The organism is Sinomonas sp. P10A9 (assembly GCF_041022165.1).
Lineage (GTDB): Bacteria > Actinomycetota > Actinomycetes > Actinomycetales > Micrococcaceae > Sinomonas > Sinomonas puerhi.
On the sequence record NZ_CP163302.1, the window covers coordinates 2,457,399 to 2,479,174 of the forward strand.

A 21,776-nucleotide genomic window follows, 5' to 3' on the forward strand; every position below is an offset into this window, starting at 1 on the left:
GAGTAATTACTCTACCCGATGCTCTGTCGGGCGCAAAATCCGCAACACGGTCACGGAACCCCTCGCGCACGTGATCCGTGTCATGTTCGCGCGATGGGAGCCTGACCAGAGACCCCGCAGCACAACGCCAGAGACCCTACAGCGTTGCGGGGTCTCTGGCAGGAGGTTGCGGGGTCTCTGGCAGGACGTTGCGGGGTCTCTGAGCGTCAGAGGAGGCCGAGGATCCCCGGGATCTCGCCCAGGCTCGCAACCTGTTCGGGCACCAGCAGTGCGGCCGCGGGGTCGAGGACCGTCGAGCGGCGATTGAGCCAGATCCCGCGGATTCCCGCGCCGGCCGCCCCGACGACGTCGTGCGCGGGGTTGTCCCCGACGTACACCGTCTGCTCGGCCGCCGTGCCGAGCCGGCGCAGTCCCTCACGGAAGATGGCCGGATCCGGCTTCGCAACGCCCACCGCATCGATGCCCACCAGGACGCTGATGCGCTCGAGACCGGCGACATCGAGCTTGGCCCGCTGGTAGTCGTGCACGTTGTTGCTGACGGCGCCGTAGGCGATCCCCGCGGCCTCGAGGGCATCGAGGAACGGGTGCACGTCGTCAAACGCCCGGACGTATGAGGGCTGCGCCGTCTCGTACTCGCTGAGCCACTGAGCAGCCTGGGCATCGGAGGCGAAACCCGTCCCGAAGTGCGCGAGGCACCGCTCGGCCCGCAGCACCCGCTGCTCGGCGAATGTGATCTCGTGCGCCATGTAGCGCTCATAGATGTCGTCGGACCCGCGCGTGAAGATGCGGCAGAACGTCACCCACTCCGCCTCGGCCAGGCCGGGCAGGAGCGGAGCGCTGACTTCACGAAGCGCCCGGTCCATGGCGCCCTCGAGATCCACGAGAGTCTCGTCGATGTCCAGGAGCACGCCCTCCACCTGCGCCGTTCCGACCACGCCGGGCACGCGAACGACGGCGGGTGCGCGGCCGCCGTCGTGCGTCGCCGGCGTCGCGGGTCCTGTGCTCTCGGCCAGCGCCTCAGCCACGGTCGCAGTCACCGTGTCAGCCACGGAAGGCCTTGATGCGTGCGAGGGACGAGTCCTTGCCGAGGATGACCATGGACTCGAAGAGCGGCGGCGAAATGCGGCGGCCGGAGATGGCCGTGCGGACTGGCCCGAACGCGAGGCGCGGCTTGATGCCGAGTCCCTCCACGAGGGCGCTGCGCAGGGCTGCCTGGATGTCCTCAGCCGACCAGTCCGTGACCGGCTCGAGGGCCGCGAGGGCGGCGTCGAGGACCTCGGGCAGGTTCGCGGGCATGCCCTTCAGTGCATCGTCGGCGATGCGGATCGCGGAGTCCTCGGCAAAGAGGAAGCCGAGCATCTCGGGGGCCTCGCCGAGGAGCGTGATGCGCTCCTGGATGAGCGGCGCGGCCTCAGTCAGGATCTCGTCCTGGCGCGGGGTGAGGGCCTCCCCCACGATGCCGGCCTCGCGCAGGTACGGGACCAGGCGCTCGCGGAAGTCGGCGGCCTCGAGCAGGCGCACGTGCGTGCCGTTGATCGCCTCGGCCTTCTTGAGGTCGAAGCGGGCCGGGTTGGGCAGCACGTCGGCGATGTCGAACGCGGACGTGAACTGCTCCACCGTGAAGATGTCCTCGTCCGCCGAGATCGACCAGCCGAGCAGCGCGAGGTAGTTCAGGAGGCCCTCGGGGATGAAGCCGCGCTCGCGGTGGTGGAAGAGGTTCGACTCCGGGTCGCGCTTGGAGAGCTTCTTGTTCCCCTCGCCCATCACATAGGGCAGGTGGCCGAAGATCGGCATGTAGCTCGCAACGCCCACCGCGTGGAGCGCGTAGTAGAGCGCGACCTGGCGCGGGGTCGAGGACAGGAGGTCCTCGCCACGGAGCACGTGGGTGATGCCCATGAGAGCGTCGTCGACCGGGTTGACGAGCGTGTACAGGGGCGAGCCGTCCGCGCGCACCACGACGAAGTCCGGCACTGTTCCGGCCTTGAACGTGATCTCGCCGCGGATGATGTCATTGAAGACCACGTCCTCCTCGGGCATGCGGAAGCGCAGCACAGGCTCGCGTCCCTCGGCACGGAAGGCTGCCTTCTGCTCGTCCGTGAGGTCTCGGTCCGAGTTGTCGTAGCCGAGCTTGGGATCCCGGCCCGCCGCCTTGTGGCGGGCCTCGATCTCGGCCGGCGTGGAGAACGACTCGTACAGGAACCCCGCGTCCTTGAGCTTCGCGGCGACGTCCTTGTAGAGGTCGAGACGACGCGACTGCCGGTACGGCTCGTGCGGGCCGCCGACGTCGATCCCCTCGTCCCACGTCAGGCCGAGCCAGCGCAGGGCCTCGACGATCTGCTCGTAGCTCTCCTCGGTGTCCCGCTGCGCGTCGGTGTCCTCGATGCGGAACACGAACGTGCCGCCCGTGTGGCGCGCGTAGGCCCAGTTGAACAGGGCAGTGCGCACCATGCCGACGTGCGGCGTGCCCGTCGGAGAGGGGCAGAAGCGCACACGCACCGGCGTGTCGGGCACGACGGACGGGATGGAGGCGGGGTCGAGCAGGGGTGCTGGGGGCGAGGAAGTCATAGTGCCCCTATTCTAAGGGGCCTCTCCCTTGGCTCGGCTCGCGTCATCCCAGCTGTGGTGCGCACGACGGCGGGGTCCCTACCCGTGCGGGCCGGCCACGCGGCGTCGTGCGCGCCGCCGGGAAGCACACGGCATTCAGCCTGCGGCGCAGCGCCTACCGACGCACGACAGGGTTCGAGAGGACTCCGAGGCCCTCGATCTCGATCTCGACGCGGTCGCCCTCCTTCACGAGGCCCACGCCGGCAGGGGTGCCGGTCATGATGACGTCGCCGGGCAGGAGGGTGAAGGCTGCGGAGACGGCAGCGACGAGCTCATTGACGCCGAAGACCATGTCTGCGGTGCTGCCGTCCTGCCTGACCTCGCCGTTGACCTTGGTGGAGAGGCGGAGATCCTCGACGTCGAGGTCGGTCTCGATCCAGGGTCCGAGGGGCTTGGACGTGTCAAACGACTTGGCTCTCGCCCACTGGAGATCAGTGCGCTGCTTGTCGCGTGCCGTGAGGTCGTTGCCCACGGTGAAGCCGAAGATGACATCCCTGGCCTTCTCTGCTGGTACGTCCTTGCAGATGCGTCCGATCACGACGCAGAGCTCGCCCTCGTAGGAGACTTCCTCGGTCCACTCCGGCAGGACGACCGGGTCGCCGGGGCCCACCACTGCCGTGTTGGCCACGAGGAACATGGACGGCTCGGTGGGCAGGTCGTTGCCCATCTCCTTGGCGTGGTCCGCGTAGTTGCGGCCGATCCCCACGACCTTGCTGCGGGGGATGATCGGCGCGAGGAGGCGCACGTCCTCGAGCGGGTGGGTGACGCCGGTCGGCTCGACGCCGTTGAAGAAGGGGTCACCCTTGATGACGGCGACGGTCTCGTGGCCGGGCTCCCCCTGGACCACGCCGTAGAAGGGTTCGGAGTCGAGTACACAACGGGCAATGCGCATGGGGTTCACCCTATCGTGACCGGGCGGGTGGCCTGGCGGCACCGTGAGGGGCAGCCTCCGACAGCGCGTCCCTGGGCAGGCAGGCGGGATGCCCGCCTGAGCCGGGGACGCGCCGTCGTGCGCAGCACAGCGGAAGCCCGGTGCCGCGGAACCTCGGTTTCGGCTCCGCTCAATCGGCGTCTTCGGGTCCGCTCGATCAGCGCAGGCTACGCGAGCTGCGTAAGCCAGCCGTGCAGGTCCTCGACCGTGCCGGTCTGGATCCCGAGGAGCTGCTCGCGGATGCTCATCGCGACCGACTCGCCCTTGAGCTCGGGCGTCACGAGGGAACCGTCGGCGGTCTTGAGCTCGCCGATGGGCGTGATGACGGCCGCGGTGCCGCAGGCGAAGACCTCGGTGAGCGTCCCGTCGGCGACGGCCTGACGCCATTCGTCGATCGTGATCTTGCGTTCCTCGACCGTGAGCCCGCGGTCGCTCGCGAGCTGCAGGACAGAGTCGCGGGTGACGCCGTGGAGGATGTTGCCGTTGAGCGCCGGCGTGACGAGGGTGTCGCCGTTGAACACGAAGAAGATGTTCATGCCGCCGAGCTCATCGACAGCGAAGTCGTTGGTCGGGTCGAGGAACAGGACCTGCTTGCACCCATTCGCCTCGGCCTCAAGCTGGGCCGCGAGCGACGCCGCGTAGTTGCCGCCGCACTTCGCCTCCCCCGTGCCGCCGTGGCCTGCACGCGCATAGTGCTCGGAGAGCCAGATCGAGACAGGCTTGAGCTCGCCGCCGAAGTAGTTGCCCGCGGGCGAGGCGATGACGCGATACGAGACCTCACGGGCCGGACGGACGCCCAGGAACGCCTCGGTGGCAATCATGAACGGGCGCAGGTACAGGGCCTCGCCGTCGCCGTTCGGCACCCAATCCTTGTCCGCGGACACGATCTGCCGCAGAGACTCGATGAAGACCTCAGTCGGCAGCTCGGGCAGCGCGAGGCGCTGGGCCGACTTGTTGAAGCGGTGAGCGTTCGCCTCGGGACGGAACGTCCAGACGGTGCCGTCGGCGTGGCGGTACGCCTTGAGGCCTTCGAAGATCTCCTGGCCGTAGTGCAGCACCGCGGCGGCCGGATCCATCGCGATCGGGCCGTACGGCTCGACCCGCGCGTTGTGCCAGCCGCCCTTCCCCTCGGGATCGACCTTCCAGTCGACGACGACGGTGTGGTCAGTGAAATAGTCGCCGAACCCGGGGTTCTCCAGGATCGCCGCACGCTCCTCGGCGCTCTTCGGGGTCTCCGAGAGCCGCCGTGCGAATTCAACGCTGAGAGCGTTCTGAGTCATGATTCCTCCACATCGATCGGGCGGACGGCCTCACTGCCGTCAGGCCCGGGGCCTGCAAGTGCGTCCAGCTTACGCCTGCGCACCCGTCGGGATTCGGTGCGAGGACGACGGCGGGGTGGCACCCGCCGTCGTCCTCCTTCCTTCGGTGCGGCGCGCTAGAGGCGCGCCGCGACGGCGTCCCCGACGGCAGACGTCGTGCGCGCCTCGCCCGGGGTGCGGGACTCGACATCGGCCCGCACGGCAGCCTGGATGCGCGCAGCTGCCTCGGGCTGGCCGATGTGGTCAAGCAGGAGCGCGGCCGAGAGGATCGCGGCGGTCGGGTCGGCCTTCTGCTGGCCGGCGATGTCGGGGGCCGATCCGTGGACGGGCTCGAACATGCTCGGCGCGGTGCGGTCGATGTTGATGTTGCCGCTTGCGGCGAGGCCGATGCCGCCCGTTACTGCACCCGCGAGGTCCGTGAGGATGTCGCCGAACAGGTTGTCGGTGACGATGACGTCGAACCTGGAGGGGTCGGTGACGAGGAAGATCGTGGCCGCGTCGACGTGCAGGTAGTCGTGCTCGACGCCCGGGAACTCGGCGGCGACGGCCTCGACGGTGCGCTTCCACAGGTGGCCCGCGTACACGAGGACGTTGTGCTTGTGGACGAGCGTGACCTTGTTGCGCCGCTGGGTGGCGCGGCGGAAGGCGTCGCGGACCACGCGCTCGACCCCGAAGGCCGTGTTGACGGAGACCTCCGTGGCAATCTCCTGCGGCGTGCCGACCCGCAGGGCGCCGCCGTTGCCCGTGTAGGGGCCCTCGGTGCCCTCGCGCACCACAACGAAATCGACCTGCCCCGGGTCCGCGAGCGGGCTGGGAACTCCCGCGTAGAGCCGGGACGGTCGCAGGTTGACGCAGTGGTCGAGGCTGAAGCGGAGCTTGAGGAGGATCTCGCGTTCGAGGATGCCCGAGGGGATGCGTGTGTCACCGGGGGCGGCACCGACGGCGCCGAAGAGGATGGCATCGCGGCCGCGGATGTCCGCAAGGGTCTCCTCGGAGAGCGTCTCCCCCGTCGCGAGCCAGTGCTCCGCGCCGAGGCTGTAACGCGTCTCCTTGACTTCGAGGCCCGATCCCTCGAGCGCCTTGTGGAGGACCTTGAGGGCCTCTGCCGTCACTTCGGGGCCGATGCCGTCTCCGGGAATCACTGCAAGATCGAGCTGCGTCTGGGTCATGATCGAAAGACTAACGCGATCATCCACATGCTGGTCACATTGGTCTCACACTTCGGACGCCATAGCGCCGAAGTCACCCCCGGCGGGCGCGACGTCACCCCCTGTGGACGCGACGTCACCCCCCTGTGGGCGCGAAGTCACCCCCTGTGGGCGCGAAGTCACCCCCTGTGGGCGCGAAGTCACCCTGGTGCTGCAGGCGCGCGACCCTTTGAGTTATCCACATACAAGGTCGGCGACGCTGCGGATGACGAGTCGGGACGGGAGACTCCCACCATGGACCTCGACCTCGACCTCACTCCCCACGCCCGGGACCGGATTGGTGATCTGGCCGCCTCAGCGGCTTCCCCCGTCCCCATGCTCACGAGAAGTCAGCTTCGCTCCGCCGGTCTCGACGACCAAACCATCCGGAGCCTCACCGACTCTGGCGACCTGTCCCGACAGGGACGCGGTGTCTATGCGCCGATGGGGGTTGGCACTCCTGATCCCATGATCATCAGAATCTGCGCGCACCATGCCGCCTCGACCGGTGCTTCGCACGTATACACCCACACATCGGCGGCGCTGATCTGGGGCCTCCCGGTGTGGCGTGCGCGGCCGCTCGTACATGTCGCGCATGCTGGCCGTCGGGGAAACTCCGGTCCCGCGTGCGACATCGTGCGGCACAACCAACGAATCCCTGACTCACAGGTCACGACCAGGGGCGGGCTCAGGGTGACCTCGTTGGAGCGGACCATCATCGACTGCGCGCGGTTGCTGCCCTTCGAGCTGGCCGTGATCATCGCCGACTCCGGGCTCGCAAACGGCGCAGATCGTGAGACCATCCGTCGTCTCGTCGTCGAAGGCAGGGGCACGCGTGGAATACGGCGAGTCCGTGAGGCGCTGGCCGCCGCCAACGGGCTCTCGGAATCTCCGGCCGAGACACGCTTCCGTCTGCTTCTGGAGGAATGGAACCTTCCCGAACCAGAGCTCCAGCTCTGGATCGCGACTGCGGGTGGTCGTGAACGCGTCGACTTCGCCTGGTCAGCGAGGCGGCTCGTCATCGAGGTTCATGGGTACGCGAAGTACTTCGACTACGGACCGCCGGACACGAAGGTTGTAGCGCAGCGTGAGCGCGAGGCACGGCTGGTCGCTGCTGGATGGCGCGTTCTCAACGTGTACTGGCCCGAGCTCGACGACGTCGAGGCTCTCCGCACCAAAGTGCGTGCCTTCCTCACGACGCCGCATGCCCTGTTCGACGTCGCGTGAGAGACACTGCCCAGACGCGTTGCGGACGGCGATGTTCAGTCGCCGCCGTGCCGCCGGATGACCGCGGCCACCGGGCGACCTCAGCGCCAGAGGTGACTTCGGCACCCCACCCGGTGACCTCGACACCACACCCCGTGACCTCGACACCCCACCCGGTGACCTCGACACCACACCCCGTGACCTCGACACCACACCCGGTGACCTCGACACCACACCCCGTGACTTCGGCACCTCACCCGGTGACCTCAACACCCACCCGGTGACCTCGACACCACACCCGGTGACCTCGGCACCACACCCGGTGACCTCGGCACCACACCCGGTGACCTCGGCACCACACGGGGTGACCTCGGCGGGCGGGAGGCGGTCAGGCCTCTGCGGGCTCCTCGTAGCGCGGGAAGACCGGCACGGGGGCGGGGAGCTGAGTGCCAGGGGCGATGGGGGTCGCGATGGCGGCGAACTGGCGGGATTCGCCCTCAGGCTGGCCGAGCACGTCCAACAGCTTCGCTGCGGATGCGGGCACCACCGGCTGCACGAGGAGCCCCACCGTGCGGACCACATCGAGCGTCACGTACAGCACGGTAGCCATGCGGGCGGGATCCGTCTTGCGCAGAACCCACGGGGCCTGGTCAGCGAAGTAGGCGTTGGTGTCGCCGAGCACGGTCCAAATCGCCTCGAGTGCGCGCGAGAACTCCTGCTTGTCGAACGATGCCCGCACGGCCGCCAGCAGACCAGCCGTGGCATCGAGGATCGCCCGGTCCGCGTCGCTGAACTGCCCCGGCGAGGGCACGACTCCGTCCAGGTTCTTGGCCACCATCGAGAGCGACCGCTGGGCGAGGTTCCCGAGGTTGTTGGCGAGGTCCGCGTTCATGCGGCCCACGATCGCCTCGTGGCTGTAGCTGCCGTCGGCACCGTAAGGCACTTCGCGCAGGAAGAAGTAGCGGACGGAATCGAGCCCGTACTGGGCGATCATGTCCGCTGGCGCCACGACGTTGCCCAATGACTTGGACATCTTGACGCCGTTGTTCTGCAGGAACCCGTGGATCATCACCCGTTGGGGCAGCTCGAGCCCCGCGCTCATGAGGAACGCGGGCCAGTAGATCGCGTGGAAGCGCGAGATGTCCTTGCCGATGATGTGCACGTCCGCGGGCCAGTACTTCCGGAAGGGCTCGGAGTCCGTGTCGGGGTAGCCCACGCCGGTGAGGTAGTTGGTCAGCGCGTCGACCCAGACGTACATGACGTGGCCGGGGGCGTCCGGCACGGGAACGCCCCAGTCGAACGACGTGCGCGAGATCGAGAGGTCCTCGAGCCCGTGCTTGACGAAGGAGATGACCTCGTTGAACCGGTACTGCGGTGCGCCGAACTCGGGGTGGGACTCGTAGTACGCCAGAAGCCTGTCCTGATAGGCCGAGAGGCGGAAGAAGTAGCTCTCCTCAGCGGTCCAGGTGAGCTCGGTGTCGGTCTCCTTCGAGTACCGCACGCCGTCGCGCACCACGGTCTCGTCCTCGGTGTAGTACGCCTCATCGCGGACCGAGTACCAGCCCTCGTACTTGTCGAGGTAGATGTCCCCCGCGCCCTCCATGCGCTTCCAGAGATCGCTGGCCGCGGCGTAATGGTCCGAATCGGTCGTTCGGATGAGGCGGTCGTAGCTCGTGCCGAGGAGTTCGTGCACGTCCCGGTACACCGCAGCCTGACGGTCGACGAACTCCTTTGCCGTGAGCCCCTCCTTCTCGGCGGTCTGGGCGATCTTGAGCCCATGCTCGTCGGTTCCGGTGAGGAAGAAGACGTCGAATCCGTCGAGTCGCTTGAAACGCGCCATCGCATCCGCGGAGATGTACTCGTAGGCATGGCCGATGTGGGGCGCACCGTTCGGGTACGTAATGGCAGTGGTGAGGTAGAAGGGAACCTTCTCAGATGCGGACGTCACCCTACGAAATTACCGGATGCGGTGGACCGTGGCGAAAAGTGCCCGCTCCAGCCTCCACGTGAGCCGTCGGCGCCGAGGAGCGTTAGCGCCGCCGCCCGTTCCCGGCCCGGACCGCCGGCGCCCAGTCCGCAGCCCGCGGGAGCCAGGACACGATGCCGAGGAGCGCAAGGACGAGGATGAGCTCCACGCCGCCCGTGGCGAAGTAGAGGGCCTGCAGCCAGCTGAACCCTTGGATCATGACCGTCTCCGTGAGGATCCAGATCAGCATGGCGAACCCGGCAACGGCGGTCCACAGGAGGGCGGACGCGCGCCGGCCAATCAGGAGTACCGTCGCGAGCGTCTGGGTGCCACCGATGACGATCAGCAGGATGAGCGCCGGCACGAGGAACGAGTTGAAGGGACTGTTGTCCAGGAACGATCGGGGCATGCCCAGGCCATCCGTGAGCAGCATGCCGACTCCGCCCGCGACAGCCGACAGCGCATTGAAGACAGCCACTGCGATCAGGCCGCCCCGCGCAGCTCTGGTCAGTCCACTCGCGCGCATGGTTCGCCTGCCTCTGAATCAGGAACATCCCTGATGACGACAGTAGGAGGGCTCGTTCCGCCGTGCCAGCGTCGAAAGTCCCCCGTCGGCGGATCTCGGCCGCCCTGCTGGGCGCCCACGGACTGCGGGCCACGGACGACGGCGACCCCACCGCGTGCGGTGAGGGTCGCCGTCGTGAGTCGTCGCCTGGGACGCGGCCGGTCAGTCCTCGAGGTCGACCTCGCGCAGCACCGTTGCGCCGATCTCGCGCTTGACGGTCTCGAGGACCGTCGGCGGAATCGCGGAGTCCACGGTGAGCAGCGCCATCGCGGTGCCCGTGGCGTCGGCCCGGGCCACCTGCATGCCCGCAATGTTGATCTCGTTCATGCCCAGAATGTGGCCGATCGTGCCGATCACGCCGGGGCGGTCCGAGTAGAACATCACCACGAGGTGTTCAGAGATCGGGATCTCGACGTCGTAGCCGTTGATGCCCACGAGCTTCTGGACCTGCTTCGGGCCCGTCAGCGTACCGGCCACCGAGACCTGCGTGCCGTCCTGGAGAAGGCCGCGGATGGTGAGCACATTGCGGTAGTCCTCGGCCTCGGTCGTGGTGAGGAGGCGGACGGCAACACCGCGCTGCTCCGCCAGGACGGGCGCGTTGACGTAGGAGACCTTGTCGGACACGACGTCCGTGAAGACGCCCTTGAGTGCCGCGAGCTCGAGGGCCTTGACGTCCAGGCTCGCGATCTCGCCTGCCACCTCGACGTCGATCTGGGTGACCGAGTCCTGCGCGAGCGCAGTGAAGATGCGGCCGAGCTTCTCGATGAGCGGGATGCCCGGGCGGATGTCCGGGGCGATGACGCCGCCAGCCACGTTCACAGCGTCGGGCACGAGCTCGCCTGCGAGGGCCAGGCGCACGCTCTTGGCAACGGACACCCCGGCCTTCTCCTGCGCCTCGTCGGTGGACGCACCGAGGTGCGGCGTGACGACGACGCTCTCGTGGCCGAAGAACGCGAGGTCCGTGCTCGGCTCCTTCGAGAATACGTCGACGCCGGCGCCGGCGATCTCGCCGTCCTCGAGCGCCCGGGCGAGGGCCTCCTCGTCGATGAGACCGCCGCGGGCCACGTTGACCACATAGGCGGTCTTCTTCATCTTGGCGAACGCGTCCTTGCCCAGCATGCCCACGGTCTCTGGCGTCTTGGGCATGTGGATCGTGATGAAGTCGCTCTGCGCGAGGAGTTCGTCGAGGGTGACGAGCTTGACGTTCAGCTGGGCCGCGCGAGCCGCCGTCACGTAGGGATCGAAGGCGAGGACCTCCATCTCGAACGCCTGCATGCGTGCGGCGACGAGGGCGCCGATGCGTCCGAGGCCGATCACGCCGAGCTTCTTGTCGAGAAGCTCGGTGCCCGCGTACTTGGCACGCTTCCACTTGCCGCCCTTGAGCGAGATGTTCGCGGCGGGGATGTTGCGGGCGAGGCTCAGGATGTGGCCGCACGTCAGCTCGGCGGCGGAGACGATGTTCGAGGTCGGGGCGTTCACGACCATGACACCGGCCTGCGTAGCGGCCTTGATGTCGACGTTGTCGAGGCCGACGCCAGCGCGGGCGATGACCTTGAGCTTCTTGGCGGCGGCGATGGCCTCGGCGTCCACCTGGGTTGCGGAGCGGACGAGGATCGCATCCACGTCCGCGATCGCGGGCAGGAGCTGGGCGCGGTCGGAGCCGTCGGTGTAGCGGATCTCGAAGTCCGGGCCGAGTGCGGCAATCGTGGCGGGAGAGAGTTCTTCGGCGAGGAGGACGACGGGCTTGGTGGTCACTGGGCGGGGCCTCTCCAGTTCAGGCGGGGTAACGGCGGGAGTAGCGGTGCTGAGGAATGCGGGTAGGTGAGGCGATCCGCCCCAGAAGCCGCGGCGGCAGGCGCTCAGGTCGCCCGCCGCCGCGGTCGGCGGGGGTCAGCGCGCGGCAGAGCCCTCGGTGTAGTCGGCGTCCTGCTGCTTCCAGGAGAAGTGGGAGCGCAGCTCGCGGCCAGTGGCCTCGATCGGGTGCTGAGCCTCCTTCTCGCGCAGCGCGAGGAACTCCTTGGCGCCGTTCTCCTGGTCGTCGATGAAGCGCTTCGCGAAGGCACCCGACTGGATGTCGGCGAGGATCTCCTTCATGGACTCCTTGACGGCCGGGGTGATGACGCGCGGGCCCGAGACGTAGTCGCCGTACTCGGCCGTGTCGGAGATGCTCCAGCGCTGCTTGGCGATGCCGCCCTCCCACATGAGGTCCACGATGAGCTTGAGCTCGTGGAGAACCTCGAAGTAGGCGATCTCCGGCTGGTAGCCGGCCTCGGTGAGCGTCTCGAAGCCAGCCTGGACGAGGTGGGACACGCCGCCGCAGAGCACCGCCTGCTCACCGAAGAGGTCCGTCTCGGTCTCTTCGGTGAACGTGGTCTTGATGACCCCGGCGCGCGTGCCGCCGATGCCTTTGGCGTAGGCCTTCGCGAGGTCCCAGGCCTTGCCCGTGGCGTCCTGCTCGACCGCGATGATGTCCGGGATGCCGCGGCCTGCGACAAACTCCCGGCGCACCGTGTGGCCCGGAGCCTTCGGGGCCACGAGGATCACGTCGACGCCGGCCGGCGGCTGGATGTAGCCGAAGCGGATGTTGAAGCCGTGGCCGAACACCAGGGCGTCGCCCGCCTTGAGGGCCGGAGCGATCTCATCGGCGTACAGGTGGCGCTGGGCCTGGTCCGGCGCGAGGATGACGACGACGTCAGCCTCCTCCGCAGCCTGGCGCGGGGTGAGGACCTTGAGGCCCTGTTCCTCGGCCTTGGCACGGCTCTTGCTGCCCTCCTGGAGGCCGACGCGGACGTCGATGCCCGAGTCACGGAGGTTGAGCGCATGGGCATGACCCTGGCTGCCGTAGCCGATCACAGCGACCTTGCGGCCCTGGAGGATCGAGAGGTCGGCGTCGTCGTCGTAGTAGAGCTCTGCTGTCACTTGGTGTCTCCTTGAGTCTGTTTCAGATGCGGGGGTGCCGACGGCGGTCACCGCCGGCCGAGTTCGAAGGGGCGCAGGCTAGCCCGCGCGGAGGGCGCGGTCGCTCATCGACCTGGAGCCGCGGCCGACCGCGAGCGTCCCGGACTGGACGATCTCGCGAATGCCGAACGGCTCGAGGACACTCAGCAGGGCCTGGATCTTCTCGGTCGTGCCGGTGGCTTCGACCACGACCGAATCGGTCGACACGTCCACGATAGACGCCCGGAACAGGTCCACGGCCTGGGTGACCTGGAGCCGGGTCACAGCGTCCGCACGGACCTTGATGAGCAGATGGTCCCGCTGGACCGAACTCTCCGGCTGGAGCTCGACAATCTTGATGACATTGACGAGCTTGTTCAGCTGCTTGGTGACCTGCTCCAGGAGGTCGCCCTCGGCGTTCACCACCACGGTCACCCGCGAGACGCCCGGGACTTCGGTGGGTCCCACCGCGAGCGAGTGGATGTTGAACGCGCGGCGGGCGAAGAGACCGGCAACGCGGGTGAGGACGCCGGGCTTGTCCTCGACCAGCACGGACAGGGTGTGGCGCGACATGCTCAGTCCTCCTCTTCCCAGTCGGGAGTGGAATTGCGGGCGACCTGGATAAGGTCATTGCTGACGCCGGAGGGCACCATGGGCCAGACCATGGCATTGGGGCTGACCACGAAGTCGATGACCACCGGCCGGTCGTTGATCTCGAGCGCCTTCTGGATCGTGGCGTCGATGTCCTCCTCGCGCTCGACGCGGAAGGACGCGCAGCCGTAGGCCTCGCCGAGCTTGACGAAGTCGGGGATGCGGACCGTGTCGGCGCCCGTCTGGAGGTCAGTGTTGGAGTAGCGGCCGTCGTAGAAGAGCGTCTGCCACTGCCGGACCATGCCGAGCGAGGAGTTGTTGATGATCGCGACCTTGATCGGGATGTTGTTCAGCGCGCATGTCGCGAGTTCCTGATTGGTCATCTGGAAGCAGCCGTCGCCGTCGATCGCCCAGACCACCCGGTCCGGATTGCCCACCTTGGCGCCCATCGCGGCCGGCACGGAGTAGCCCATCGTGCCGAGGCCGGCCGAGTTGAGCCACGCGTGCGGCCGCTCGTACTTGATGAACTGCGCAGCCCACATCTGGTGCTGCCCGACGCCGGCGACGTACACGCCCTCCGGACCGGTGAGCTCACCGATCCGCTGGATGACGTGCTGCGGTGAGAGGAGTCCGTCCTCCGGCTCCGTCCAGCCGAGGGGGTAGTCCTCGCGCAGCTTGTTCAGGAACGACCACCATGCGGTGAGGTCGGGCGCGCCGTCCTTCTCGTAGCTGGCCTTCACGGTCTCCGCGAGCTCGGGGAGGATCTCCTTGACCGAGCCTACGATCGGCACGTCGGCCGTGCGGTTCTTCGAGATCTCGGCCGGGTCTATGTCGGCGTGGATCACGGTCGCGTTCGGAGCGAAGGTGCTCAGGACGCCGGTCACGCGGTCGTCGAACCGCGCGCCGAGGGTGATGAGCAGATCGGCCTGCTGAAGGGCCGTCACCGCGGCGACGCCGCCGTGCATGCCCGGCATGCCGAGGTGCTGGGGGTGCGAATCGGGGAATGCGCCACGGGCGGTCAGGGTCGTGACGACGGGGGCACCGGTCACCTCTGCAAGCGCAAGCAGCTCCGCCGAGGCATGGGCCTTGACGACGCCGCCGCCCACGTACAGCACGGGCTTGGACGCGGCGGCGATGAGCTTGGCTGCCTCGCGGACCTGCTTGCTGTGGCCGCGGGTCACGGGCCGGTAGCCCGGCAGGTCGATCTTCGGCGGCCAGCTGAAGACCGTCTTGGCCTGCTGGGCGTCTTTCGCAACGTCGACGAGGACGGGTCCTGGGCGGCCTGTCGAGGCAAGGTGGAAGGCCTCGGCGAGGACCTGGGGGATGTCCGCCGGATTCGTCACCAGGAAGGAGTGCTTCGTGATGGGCATGGTGATGCCCACGATGTCCGCTTCCTGGAAGGCGTCCGAGCCGATCACGGAGCTTGCGACCTGACCGGTGATTGCAACGAGGGGGACGGAGTCCATGTGCGCGTCGGCGATCGCGGTCACCAGATTGGTGGCTCCCGGACCTGACGTCGCAATGCAGACTCCCACACGCCCTGTGACCATCGCGTACCCTTGGGCCGCGTGGCCTGCGCCCTGCTCGTGGCGCACGAGAATGTGGTTGATCTTCGAAGCCATCAGAGGGTCGTAGGTCGGCAGGATCGCGCCGCCCGGTAGACCAAAGACATCGTCCACGCCCAGTTCCTCGAGCGAGCGGACAATTGCTTCAGATCCAGTCATCTCTGTGGGCTCAACAACACGGTTGGGCCCCAGGACGGCAGAGGCAGAGTCGACTGTGTCGACAGGATCCGCGGCCTTGGCCGAGGACGGCTTCGAAGCCATCAGCGATGGGCTGATTGGCGTTCCTTTGCTCATCAGTCTCTTCCTTAGGATCTTCGTGGCGAAGGTTGTGTGCTCAGAAACGAAAAACCCCTCGGCCGCCTGGCGTCTCGAGGGGTTGCGCGTGACAGATCGTGCCAGACGGACTCAGTGAGCCACGCGCTTGGCAAGGACGACGACATCGAGCACTCTGCTCGTCGGAACGGTCTGCATGCGGACAGTCTTGCCAATCTCGCTCTGGCGTGTCAATCTGGCCCGCGCCCGTCTCAATATACGGACGCTTATCCAGCACGTGAGACTCAGGGGCGCGGTCACCCGCAGAGGGGTTACCCGAGGACGGCGCCCTCACTCGCCGAGTGGACGAGCTTGGCGTATTTCGACAGTACTCCCCTCGTGAACCTGGCCGGCAGCGGCGCCCAGCCCTCGCGGCGCGACGCGAGCTCCGCGTCGTCGACCAGGAGGTCGATCCTCCGCTGCGGGATGTCAACGCGGATGCGGTCGCCGTCGCGCACGAAGGCGACCGGGCCGCCGTCGACCGCTTCCGGGGCCACGTGGCCGATGCAGAGCCCCGTCGTCCCGCCGGAGAATCGGCCGTCGGTGAGGAGGAGGACGTCCTTTCCGAGGCCGGCTCCCTTGATCGCGCCCGTGATCGCGAGCATCTCGCGCATGCCCGGGCCGCCCTTGGGCCCCTCGTAGCGGATGACGACGACGTCCCCCGCCGCGATCTGGCCGTTGTCGAGCGCATCCAGCGCGGCCTGCTCGCGCTCGAAGACGCGCGCGGTGCCCTCGAACACCTCGGCGTCGAAGCCTGCCGTCTTCACGACAGCGCCGTCCGGAGCGAGCGAGCCGTGCAGGATCGAGAGCCCGCCGGTGCGGTGGATCGGGTTGTCCATCGCGCGCACGATCTTGCCGTCGAGGTCCGGGGGTGCGATCTCGGCGAGGTTCTCCGCGACCGTCCTGCCGGTGACCGTGAGGGCGTCGCCGTGCAGGAGACCGGCGTCGAGCAGGGCGCGCATGACGACGGGAACCCCGCCCACCCTGTCGAGGTCGTACATGACATACCGGCCGAACGGCTTGAGGTCTCCCAGATGCGGAACCCTGTCCCCGACCCTGTTGAAGTCCGCGAGCTCGAGCTCGACCTCGGCCTCGCGGGCGATCGCCAGGAGGTGCAGCACCGAGTTGGTCGATCCTCCGAACGCCATCGTCACGGCGATCGCATTCTCGAACGCCTCGCGCGTGAGGATGTCGCGTGCGGTGATGCCCTGCTTCAGCAGATTCACGACGGCCTCCCCCGAGCGGTGGGCAAACATGTCCCGCCTCCGGTCTGCGGACGGCGGGGCGGCCGAGCCCGGCAGGGACATGCCGAGCGCCTCGGCGGCGCTCGCCATGGTGTTCGCGGTGTACATGCCGCCGCAGGCGCCCTCGCCCGGGCAGATGGCCCGCTCGATCCGGTCCAGGTCCCCGGTGGACATCCTGCCCGCCGCGCAGGCGCCGACCGCTTCGAAGGCGTCGATGAGCGTGACGTCCTTCTCGGTGCCGTCCTCGAGCTTGACCCAGCCCGGCATGATCGAGCCTGCATAGAGGAAGACGCTGGAGACGTCGAGGCGCGCGGCGGCCATGAGCATGCCGGGCAGCGACTTGTCGCAGCCCGCGAGGAGCACCTGCCCGTCGATCCGCTCGGCCTGCATGACCGTCTCGACCGAGTCGGCGATGATCTCGCGCGAGACCAGCGAGAAGTGCATTCCCTCGTGGCCCATGGAGATGCCGTCGGAGACGGAGATCGTCCCGAACTGCATCGGGAATCCACCCGCGGCGTGGACGCCCTCCTTGGCGGCCTTGGCGAGGCGGTCGAGGGAGAGGTTGCAGGGGGTGATCTCGTTCCACGAGCTCGCAATGCCCACCTGCGGCTTGGCGAAGTCCTCGTCGCCGAAGCCGACCGCACGCAGCATGCCGCGCGCGGGGGCAGCGTGGATGCCGTCCGTCACCACGCGGCTCCGCGGCTTGGGGTCGACCGGCGTCGAAGGGGCCGCCGACCCCGAACGAGCCGTCGACGCTGAAGGATCCGCTGACACAGTCTGGGCCATGCTCTGCTCGGTCATGGCGCACAGTCTAGGACCGGAGGGTGAGGCAGATCACGGGTCCGGGAGGTGCAATCGCGAGCGGGTCCCTTCACCCGCGCAGGAGGTCGTCGTGCAGGACTCGGCGCGCTTCAGCGTGGACCATGTCCATGACGCTGCGCACCGTGGGCCGCGCGGCCACCTCGGCGCGCGCAAGGAGCACGATGCTACGACCCGCGTGGACTCCCGTGAGCGGCCGCAGAACGAGTCCGCTCGCGAGCGCCCCACGCGCGGTGAAACGCGGGAGGAGGCTCAGTCCGTGCCCGCCCCGCACGAGGGCCTCCATGGCCCTGAGGTCCGGCATGAGCTGCGTCCGCTCGATGACATGGCCCGCCTGCAGCTCGACCTGCCGCAGCACGGTGTCGAAGGGGAACCCCGACGGCACGCCGATCCACGGATAGCTGGCCACATCGGAGGGTTCGAGCGCTGCCTTGGCTGCGAGCGGATGGGCCGCGGGGAGCGCAACGTCGAGCGGCTCCTCGAGGAGGAGCTCGACCACGAGGCCGGGCCTCGCGAACTCGGCGGGCCCGTTGACCGAGTGGGCCACCACGACATCCACATCCGCCGCGAGGTCGATGAAGCCCTGTACGTTCGGATCCTCGAGCCGAGCATCGAGGCGCAGGCCCTCACGCTCCGCGACCCGGTCCAGCAGGCCGGGAAGCAGCATCTCAGCCGAGCTTGGGAAGAAAGCGGCCGTCACGATCGCCTGTTCCCCGCGGCGGTAGCCATCGGCCGTGGCCTCCGCGCGGGCCATGGCGACGGCCACTCCGGCCGCGGCAGCCGCCATCGCCTCCCCTGCCTCGGTGAGCCGCACGCCGCGGCCCTGGCGCTCGAGGAGGACGATCCCGAGTTCCTCCTGGAGGAGCTTGAGCTGCTGCGAGACGGCCGACGGCGTGATCCCGAGGGCGTCGGCCGTCGCGCCGACGGTGCGGCGATCGGCCAGTTCCCGCAGGAGCAGGAGTCTGCGGAAGTCCATGCGCACAGGCTACTGGGCCGGGCCGCCGTCCGGCCCCGCCACCAGACGGGATACGTAGACTGTCCACGGTGAAAGGAGCATGAATGAGCAGCACAGCCGCCGGAGACGTTCCCGGCTCGGACGTTGCGTTGAAGGCAGCGCTCCACCATGTCTTCGATACCCAGATACCCAACTACGGCGACTACAACCTCGTATGCGCCTCGGAGTGCGGCGGGACAGTGACGGGCCGGCGCCCGGCCGCACCTGTCCCGGCGGGCATCATCGTCGGGTACCGTCGCAGGCCTGTCGAGCTGATCCTGACCCCGTTCAACCGCGCGACGCTCGCGGCGCTCGACCGGCCGGTTGCCATCGACCTCTCCAATCTCGCCTTCGTCGCCGAGGCCGCCCCCAGCGCCTTCGACATTGCCATGAGCACGGGCCGCATCATCACCCTCACCCTGCGCGCGACCTGCGTCCTGGGCCCCCATTCGGCCAGCACGCTCTCACAGGACGAGGATGCCGCCGATCTCGCCTCCTTCCTGCGCGATCTCGCGGACCTCTAGGCACTGGACTCCGGCTGGGCACGAGTCGTTCAATAGGCACATCCGTCCACAGCGACGGGACCTTCACGGAGGCTGCCATGGACGTGGTGCTGATCGGGATCTCGGGCGCCATCGCGCTCGCCCTTGCCGTATGGACGGTCGTCCGCGAAGATGCCTCGACGGCGCGTCGCGGACGGCATCGTGGATCTCTCCGGACGCTCACCTCGGCATCCGCGGTGCCTCGCGGTCCGGCCTCGGCCTGAACGCACTGAGGGCCCCGGCGTCAGCCGGAGCCCTCAGTTTCTTCCGTGCGCCCCCCGGGACTCGAACCCGGAACCCATTGATTAAGAGTCAATTGCTCTGCCAGTTGAGCTAGAGGCGCATTGTCGCTGCAGGAAGATTTTGACGATCCGTTTGGATCATCTCCGTGCCCCGCAACGACATGAAACTCTACAGGAGTCCCTTCGAAAAACGAAATCGGCGCCGAGCCTTTCCGGCGTGAGCTCGGCCACCGCGTCGACGGCTGCCCTGTCGCTCTACGGGGGCCGCTAGGCTCGTCGTCGTGACCACTTCTGGACCTGTACGCCGCCTCACCGCGGGCGATGCTGCCCCTGCCTTCTCCCTCCCGGATTCCGAGGGAGGCACGACGTCGCTCGCGGACCTCGCAGGCGAGCGCACGATCCTGTACTTCTTCCCCCAGGTGGACACGCCTGCGTGCACCCAGGAGGCATGCGACTTCCGCGACAGCCTTGCGGGCCTGAACGGGGCCGGACTGAGGGTGGTTGGTGTCTCCCCCGATCCGGCCGCAGACGTGCGGAAATTTGCCGCCGCGCAGCATCTGGGGTTCCTCCTGCTCGCGGACGAGGACCACGCGGTCGCCGAGGCCTACGGCACGTGGGGCGAGAAGGTCAACTACGGGCGCGTCTACCAGGGGCTCATCCGGTCGACCTTCGTGATCGGCACCGACGGGCGGATCGACGTTGCGCAGTACAACGTCCGCGCGAAGGGGCATGTCGCCAAGCTCCACCGGGACCTGAAGATCCTGCCGGTAGACTGATCGGGTTGCCCCGCCGTGGCGGGGTCCGCGCGAGTGGTGGAATTGGCAGACACGCAGGATTTAGGTTCCTGTGTCCTAGGACGTGAGGGTTCAAGTCCCTCCTCGCGCACTGCCTCCGGCCCAGTCCCGCCGTTGCGGTCGACCCGGCCAGCGGTTGATCCGGCCGAACAGGTCGACACCCAGTCATGAGGGCGCCGGGCATGCGGCGGAAGCGAAAGGCAAAGAAGTCGTGAGCCGTTCACGGACCATCGGGCGCAGGGAACTGCTCCAGGCTGCAGCGACAGCAGCGCTGCTCGCCGGCTGCACGCCGTCGCCCTCCCCGGCACCGTCGCCCACCCCGAGTGGCTCAGCGGGCCCCACCGCCAAGTTCACGTTCGCGACCCCGGCGCCGCCGATCGCCCTTGACCCGGCGGTGACACCGGACATCGAGTCATCGCGCATCACCCGGCAGGTCCTCGAGTGCCTCCTGACCACCGATCCGGACACAGGGGCGCCGGCGCCCGCCCTCGCGACCGCGTGGACCCAGAGCTCGGACCTCCTCTCCTGGACGTTCACCCTCCGCAGCGGCGTGAAGTTCCACGACGGAACGCCCTTCAATGCCGCGGCCGTCAAGGCCAACTTCGACCGCTGGTTCGCGTTCACCCCGCAGTTCCGCGCCTCGCACCCGGGCCTTCCCTTCACCGCGGTGTTCAAGGCGCACGCGGATCAGGCAGCGCTCTCCCTGTACAAGGGCTGCACCGTCCTGGGCGACCACGAGGTCCGCATCGACCTGACGCAGCCGCTCACGAGCTTCCTGGCGGCCATGACTGCGCCGGGCTTGGCGATCTCCTCCCCTGCTGCCCTCACGGCCAGCACCGCGGACGTGGAGGACCAGACCTCGTCCGGGGTCCCGATCTCGCGCTACGCCCAGCATCCCGTGGGCACCGGGCCCTTCCGGTTCCGTGCATGGACCAAGGACGCTGTGGTCGTCGAGTCTTCACCGGACTACTGGGGGGAGCGGGGACAGATATCCCAGCTCTCGTTCGTCGTCTACGACACTCCCCAGAGCCGGCTCCAGGCGCTCGTCGCGGGCACGATCGACGGGTACGACGCCGTGACCGTGGCGAACATCGAGACGCTCGTCCGCAAGGGCTTCCAAGTGGTCCGCCGCGACCCGTTCTCCGTCATGTATGTGGGGATGAACCAGTCGGTGCCGCTGCTGCAGAACGACAAGGTGCGCCAGGCGATTGCGATCGGCATCAACAAGGATGCGGTGATCAAGCCGTTCTTCCTCGAGGACACGAAGACGGCGTCCCAGTTCGTTCCGCCCAAGCTCAGCGGCTTCAACACCTCCGGCGGCTTCCCCGGCTACGACCCCCAGAAGGCCAAGCGCCTGCTGAGCGAGGCCGGCTACAAGGGCGAGGAACTCCCCTTCTACTACCCGCTGAACGTGGCCCGCCTCTACCTGCCGAGCCCCGAGAAGGTCTACGCGGAGATCGCCTCCCAGCTGACGCTGCTGGGCCTGAACATCAAGCCCGTGCCGGTGGACTGGTCCGACGGATATCTGCAGAAGGTCACTTCCCCCGGGGACCACGCCTTCCACCTTCTGGGCCGGTACGGCACGTACGCCGACCCCGATGACTTCCTCGCTCCGCTCTTCGGCGCCAAGAACGGCGAATTCGGGATGTTCGACGCCCAGATCTTCAGCAAGATCGAGCGCGCCCGAGGCCTCCCTGACGGCACCGACCGGACGCAGGCGTACCAGAACATCAACGGCCAGATCGGCTCGACGGCGCCCGCGGTGCCTATCGCCTACCCGATCTCGGCGGTTGCAGTCTCGGCGCGGGTGGCGAGCTATCCGACGTCGCCCGTGCTCAACGAGACCTTCAATCATGTGACCCTTGTCTCAGCCTAGTGAAGGCCGGAAAAATATCCTTCAAGGGGCTTGACTGACCGGCACCGGAGGATTTAGCGATCCGGCCATGGCGGGGATATTC

At 68.0% G+C, this 21,776-nt stretch carries 18 protein-coding genes, 2 tRNA genes and 1 pseudogene; 7 read left to right on the top strand and 14 right to left on the bottom strand.

All coding sequences use genetic code 11. The features are described from left to right. Window positions 1-206 precede the first annotated feature (206 nt). The 5 genes from AB5L97_RS11235 to AB5L97_RS11255 all read right to left on the bottom strand — a co-directional run bounded on the left by AB5L97_RS11235 (window position 207) and on the right by AB5L97_RS11255 (window position 6,023). Window positions 207-1,049 carry an HAD family hydrolase gene (locus AB5L97_RS11235; RefSeq protein WP_369044744.1) on the bottom strand — a complete coding sequence of 281 codons (843 nt, stop codon included), beginning with the start codon at window positions 1,047-1,049 and terminating at the stop codon, window positions 207-209. Next, the gene (gene gltX, locus AB5L97_RS11240; protein WP_369044745.1) at window positions 1,042-2,565 is read right to left on the bottom strand and encodes a glutamate--tRNA ligase; all 1,524 of its coding nucleotides are present in this window, start codon (window positions 2,563-2,565) and stop codon (window positions 1,042-1,044) included. Before gltX ends, AB5L97_RS11235 begins: the two co-directional genes overlap by 8 nt. 154 nt (window positions 2,566-2,719) lie before the next feature. Next, window positions 2,720-3,496 (bottom strand): fumarylacetoacetate hydrolase family protein, encoded by a 777-nt coding sequence (locus AB5L97_RS11245; RefSeq protein WP_369044746.1) that lies wholly within the window; start codon window positions 3,494-3,496, stop codon window positions 2,720-2,722. A gap of 206 nt (window positions 3,497-3,702) precedes the next feature. Next, window positions 3,703-4,815, bottom strand: coding sequence for a branched-chain amino acid aminotransferase (locus AB5L97_RS11250; RefSeq protein ID WP_369044747.1), 1,113 nt, complete (start codon window positions 4,813-4,815; stop codon window positions 3,703-3,705). Window positions 4,816-4,970: 155 nt separating this feature from the next. Continuing rightward, complete coding sequence (locus tag AB5L97_RS11255; RefSeq protein ID WP_369044748.1) at window positions 4,971-6,023, bottom strand: 3-isopropylmalate dehydrogenase; 1,053 nt, start codon at window positions 6,021-6,023, stop codon at window positions 4,971-4,973. Window positions 6,024-6,377: 354 nt separating this feature from the next. Between AB5L97_RS11255 and AB5L97_RS19730 the strand changes: the two are divergent. After that, window positions 6,378-6,470: pseudogene (locus tag AB5L97_RS19730) on the top strand (type IV toxin-antitoxin system AbiEi family antitoxin domain-containing protein); the annotation flags it as partial. Between the two features lie 273 nt (window positions 6,471-6,743). Then, a complete protein-coding gene (locus AB5L97_RS11265) occupies window positions 6,744-7,268 on the top strand; it encodes a hypothetical protein (RefSeq protein WP_369047500.1) in 525 nt (174 codons plus the stop codon). Between the two features lie 367 nt (window positions 7,269-7,635). On the opposite strand, the gene metG is transcribed toward AB5L97_RS11265, so the two are convergent. From metG to AB5L97_RS11305, 8 genes are all read right to left on the bottom strand, one after another. Further along, window positions 7,636-9,195 (bottom strand): methionine--tRNA ligase, encoded by a 1,560-nt coding sequence (metG, locus tag AB5L97_RS11270; protein ID WP_369044749.1) that lies wholly within the window; start codon window positions 9,193-9,195, stop codon window positions 7,636-7,638. An 82-nt stretch (window positions 9,196-9,277) separates the two neighbouring features. Next, complete coding sequence (locus AB5L97_RS11275; RefSeq protein WP_307957513.1) at window positions 9,278-9,691, bottom strand: hypothetical protein; 414 nt, start codon at window positions 9,689-9,691, stop codon at window positions 9,278-9,280. A 249-nt stretch (window positions 9,692-9,940) separates the two neighbouring features. Continuing rightward, window positions 9,941-11,533, bottom strand: coding sequence for a phosphoglycerate dehydrogenase (gene serA, locus AB5L97_RS11280; RefSeq protein WP_307957512.1), 1,593 nt, complete (start codon window positions 11,531-11,533; stop codon window positions 9,941-9,943). A 135-nt stretch (window positions 11,534-11,668) separates the two neighbouring features. Further along, complete coding sequence (ilvC, locus tag AB5L97_RS11285) at window positions 11,669-12,697, bottom strand: ketol-acid reductoisomerase (RefSeq protein WP_307957511.1); 1,029 nt, start codon at window positions 12,695-12,697, stop codon at window positions 11,669-11,671. Between the two features lie 78 nt (window positions 12,698-12,775). Further along, window positions 12,776-13,288, bottom strand: coding sequence for an acetolactate synthase small subunit (ilvN, locus tag AB5L97_RS11290; protein WP_307957510.1), 513 nt, complete (start codon window positions 13,286-13,288; stop codon window positions 12,776-12,778). A gap of 2 nt (window positions 13,289-13,290) precedes the next feature. Further along, on the bottom strand, window positions 13,291-15,165 hold the full coding sequence (locus AB5L97_RS11295; RefSeq protein ID WP_307957509.1) for an acetolactate synthase large subunit: 1,875 nt from the start codon (window positions 15,163-15,165) through the stop codon (window positions 13,291-13,293). A gap of 290 nt (window positions 15,166-15,455) precedes the next feature. Beyond that, on the bottom strand, window positions 15,456-17,213 hold the full coding sequence (ilvD, locus tag AB5L97_RS11300; protein ID WP_307957637.1) for a dihydroxy-acid dehydratase: 1,758 nt from the start codon (window positions 17,211-17,213) through the stop codon (window positions 15,456-15,458). An 85-nt stretch (window positions 17,214-17,298) separates the two neighbouring features. Next, on the bottom strand, window positions 17,299-18,222 hold the full coding sequence (locus AB5L97_RS11305; protein WP_307957508.1) for a LysR family transcriptional regulator: 924 nt from the start codon (window positions 18,220-18,222) through the stop codon (window positions 17,299-17,301). Between the two features lie 83 nt (window positions 18,223-18,305). Here AB5L97_RS11305 and AB5L97_RS11310 point away from each other — a divergent pair, with 83 nt between their 5' ends. Further along, window positions 18,306-18,764 (top strand): hypothetical protein, encoded by a 459-nt coding sequence (locus AB5L97_RS11310; RefSeq protein WP_369044750.1) that lies wholly within the window; start codon window positions 18,306-18,308, stop codon window positions 18,762-18,764. Window positions 18,765-18,841: 77 nt separating this feature from the next. Next, window positions 18,842-19,006 (top strand): hypothetical protein, encoded by a 165-nt coding sequence (locus tag AB5L97_RS11315; protein WP_369044751.1) that lies wholly within the window; start codon window positions 18,842-18,844, stop codon window positions 19,004-19,006. Window positions 19,007-19,052: 46 nt separating this feature from the next. On the opposite strand, the gene AB5L97_RS11320 is transcribed toward AB5L97_RS11315, so the two are convergent. Beyond that, a tRNA-Lys gene (locus AB5L97_RS11320) sits at window positions 19,053-19,125 on the bottom strand. Between the two features lie 180 nt (window positions 19,126-19,305). Here AB5L97_RS11320 and bcp point away from each other — a divergent pair. The 3 genes from bcp (at window position 19,306) to AB5L97_RS11335 (ending at window position 21,694) form a co-directional block, all read left to right on the top strand. Further along, window positions 19,306-19,800, top strand: a complete 495-nt coding sequence (gene bcp / locus AB5L97_RS11325; RefSeq protein ID WP_369044752.1) for a thioredoxin-dependent thiol peroxidase — start codon at window positions 19,306-19,308, stop codon at window positions 19,798-19,800. 27 nt (window positions 19,801-19,827) lie between these two features. Further along, window positions 19,828-19,909, top strand: a tRNA-Leu gene (locus tag AB5L97_RS11330). Window positions 19,910-20,029: 120 nt separating this feature from the next. Then, window positions 20,030-21,694 (top strand): ABC transporter substrate-binding protein, encoded by a 1,665-nt coding sequence (locus AB5L97_RS11335; RefSeq protein ID WP_307957504.1) that lies wholly within the window; start codon window positions 20,030-20,032, stop codon window positions 21,692-21,694. The last annotated feature ends 82 nt before the right edge of the window (window positions 21,695-21,776 follow it).

Bases quoted from the DNA above. Each gene is read 5' to 3' on its own strand.
- gltX (WP_369044745.1), bottom strand. From the start codon at position 2,565: ATGACTTCCTCGCCCCCAGCACCCCTGCTCGACCCCGCCTCCATCCCG.
- AB5L97_RS11245 (WP_369044746.1), bottom strand. From the start codon at position 3,496: ATGCGCATTGCCCGTTGTGTACTCGACTCCGAACCCTTCTACGGCGTG.
- AB5L97_RS11250 (WP_369044747.1), bottom strand. From the start codon at position 4,815: ATGACTCAGAACGCTCTCAGCGTTGAATTCGCACGGCGGCTCTCGGAG.
- AB5L97_RS11255 (WP_369044748.1), bottom strand. From the start codon at position 6,023: ATGACCCAGACGCAGCTCGATCTTGCAGTGATTCCCGGAGACGGCATC.
- ilvN (WP_307957510.1), bottom strand. From the start codon at position 13,288: ATGTCGCGCCACACCCTGTCCGTGCTGGTCGAGGACAAGCCCGGCGTC.
- AB5L97_RS11295 (WP_307957509.1), bottom strand. From the start codon at position 15,165: ATGAGCAAAGGAACGCCAATCAGCCCATCGCTGATGGCTTCGAAGCCG.
- ilvD (WP_307957637.1), bottom strand. From the start codon at position 17,213: ATGGCCCAGACTGTGTCAGCGGATCCTTCAGCGTCGACGGCTCGTTCG.
- AB5L97_RS11305 (WP_307957508.1), bottom strand. From the start codon at position 18,222: ATGGACTTCCGCAGACTCCTGCTCCTGCGGGAACTGGCCGATCGCCGC.
- AB5L97_RS11310 (WP_369044750.1), top strand. From the start codon at position 18,306: ATGAGCAGCACAGCCGCCGGAGACGTTCCCGGCTCGGACGTTGCGTTG.
- AB5L97_RS11315 (WP_369044751.1), top strand. From the start codon at position 18,842: ATGGACGTGGTGCTGATCGGGATCTCGGGCGCCATCGCGCTCGCCCTT.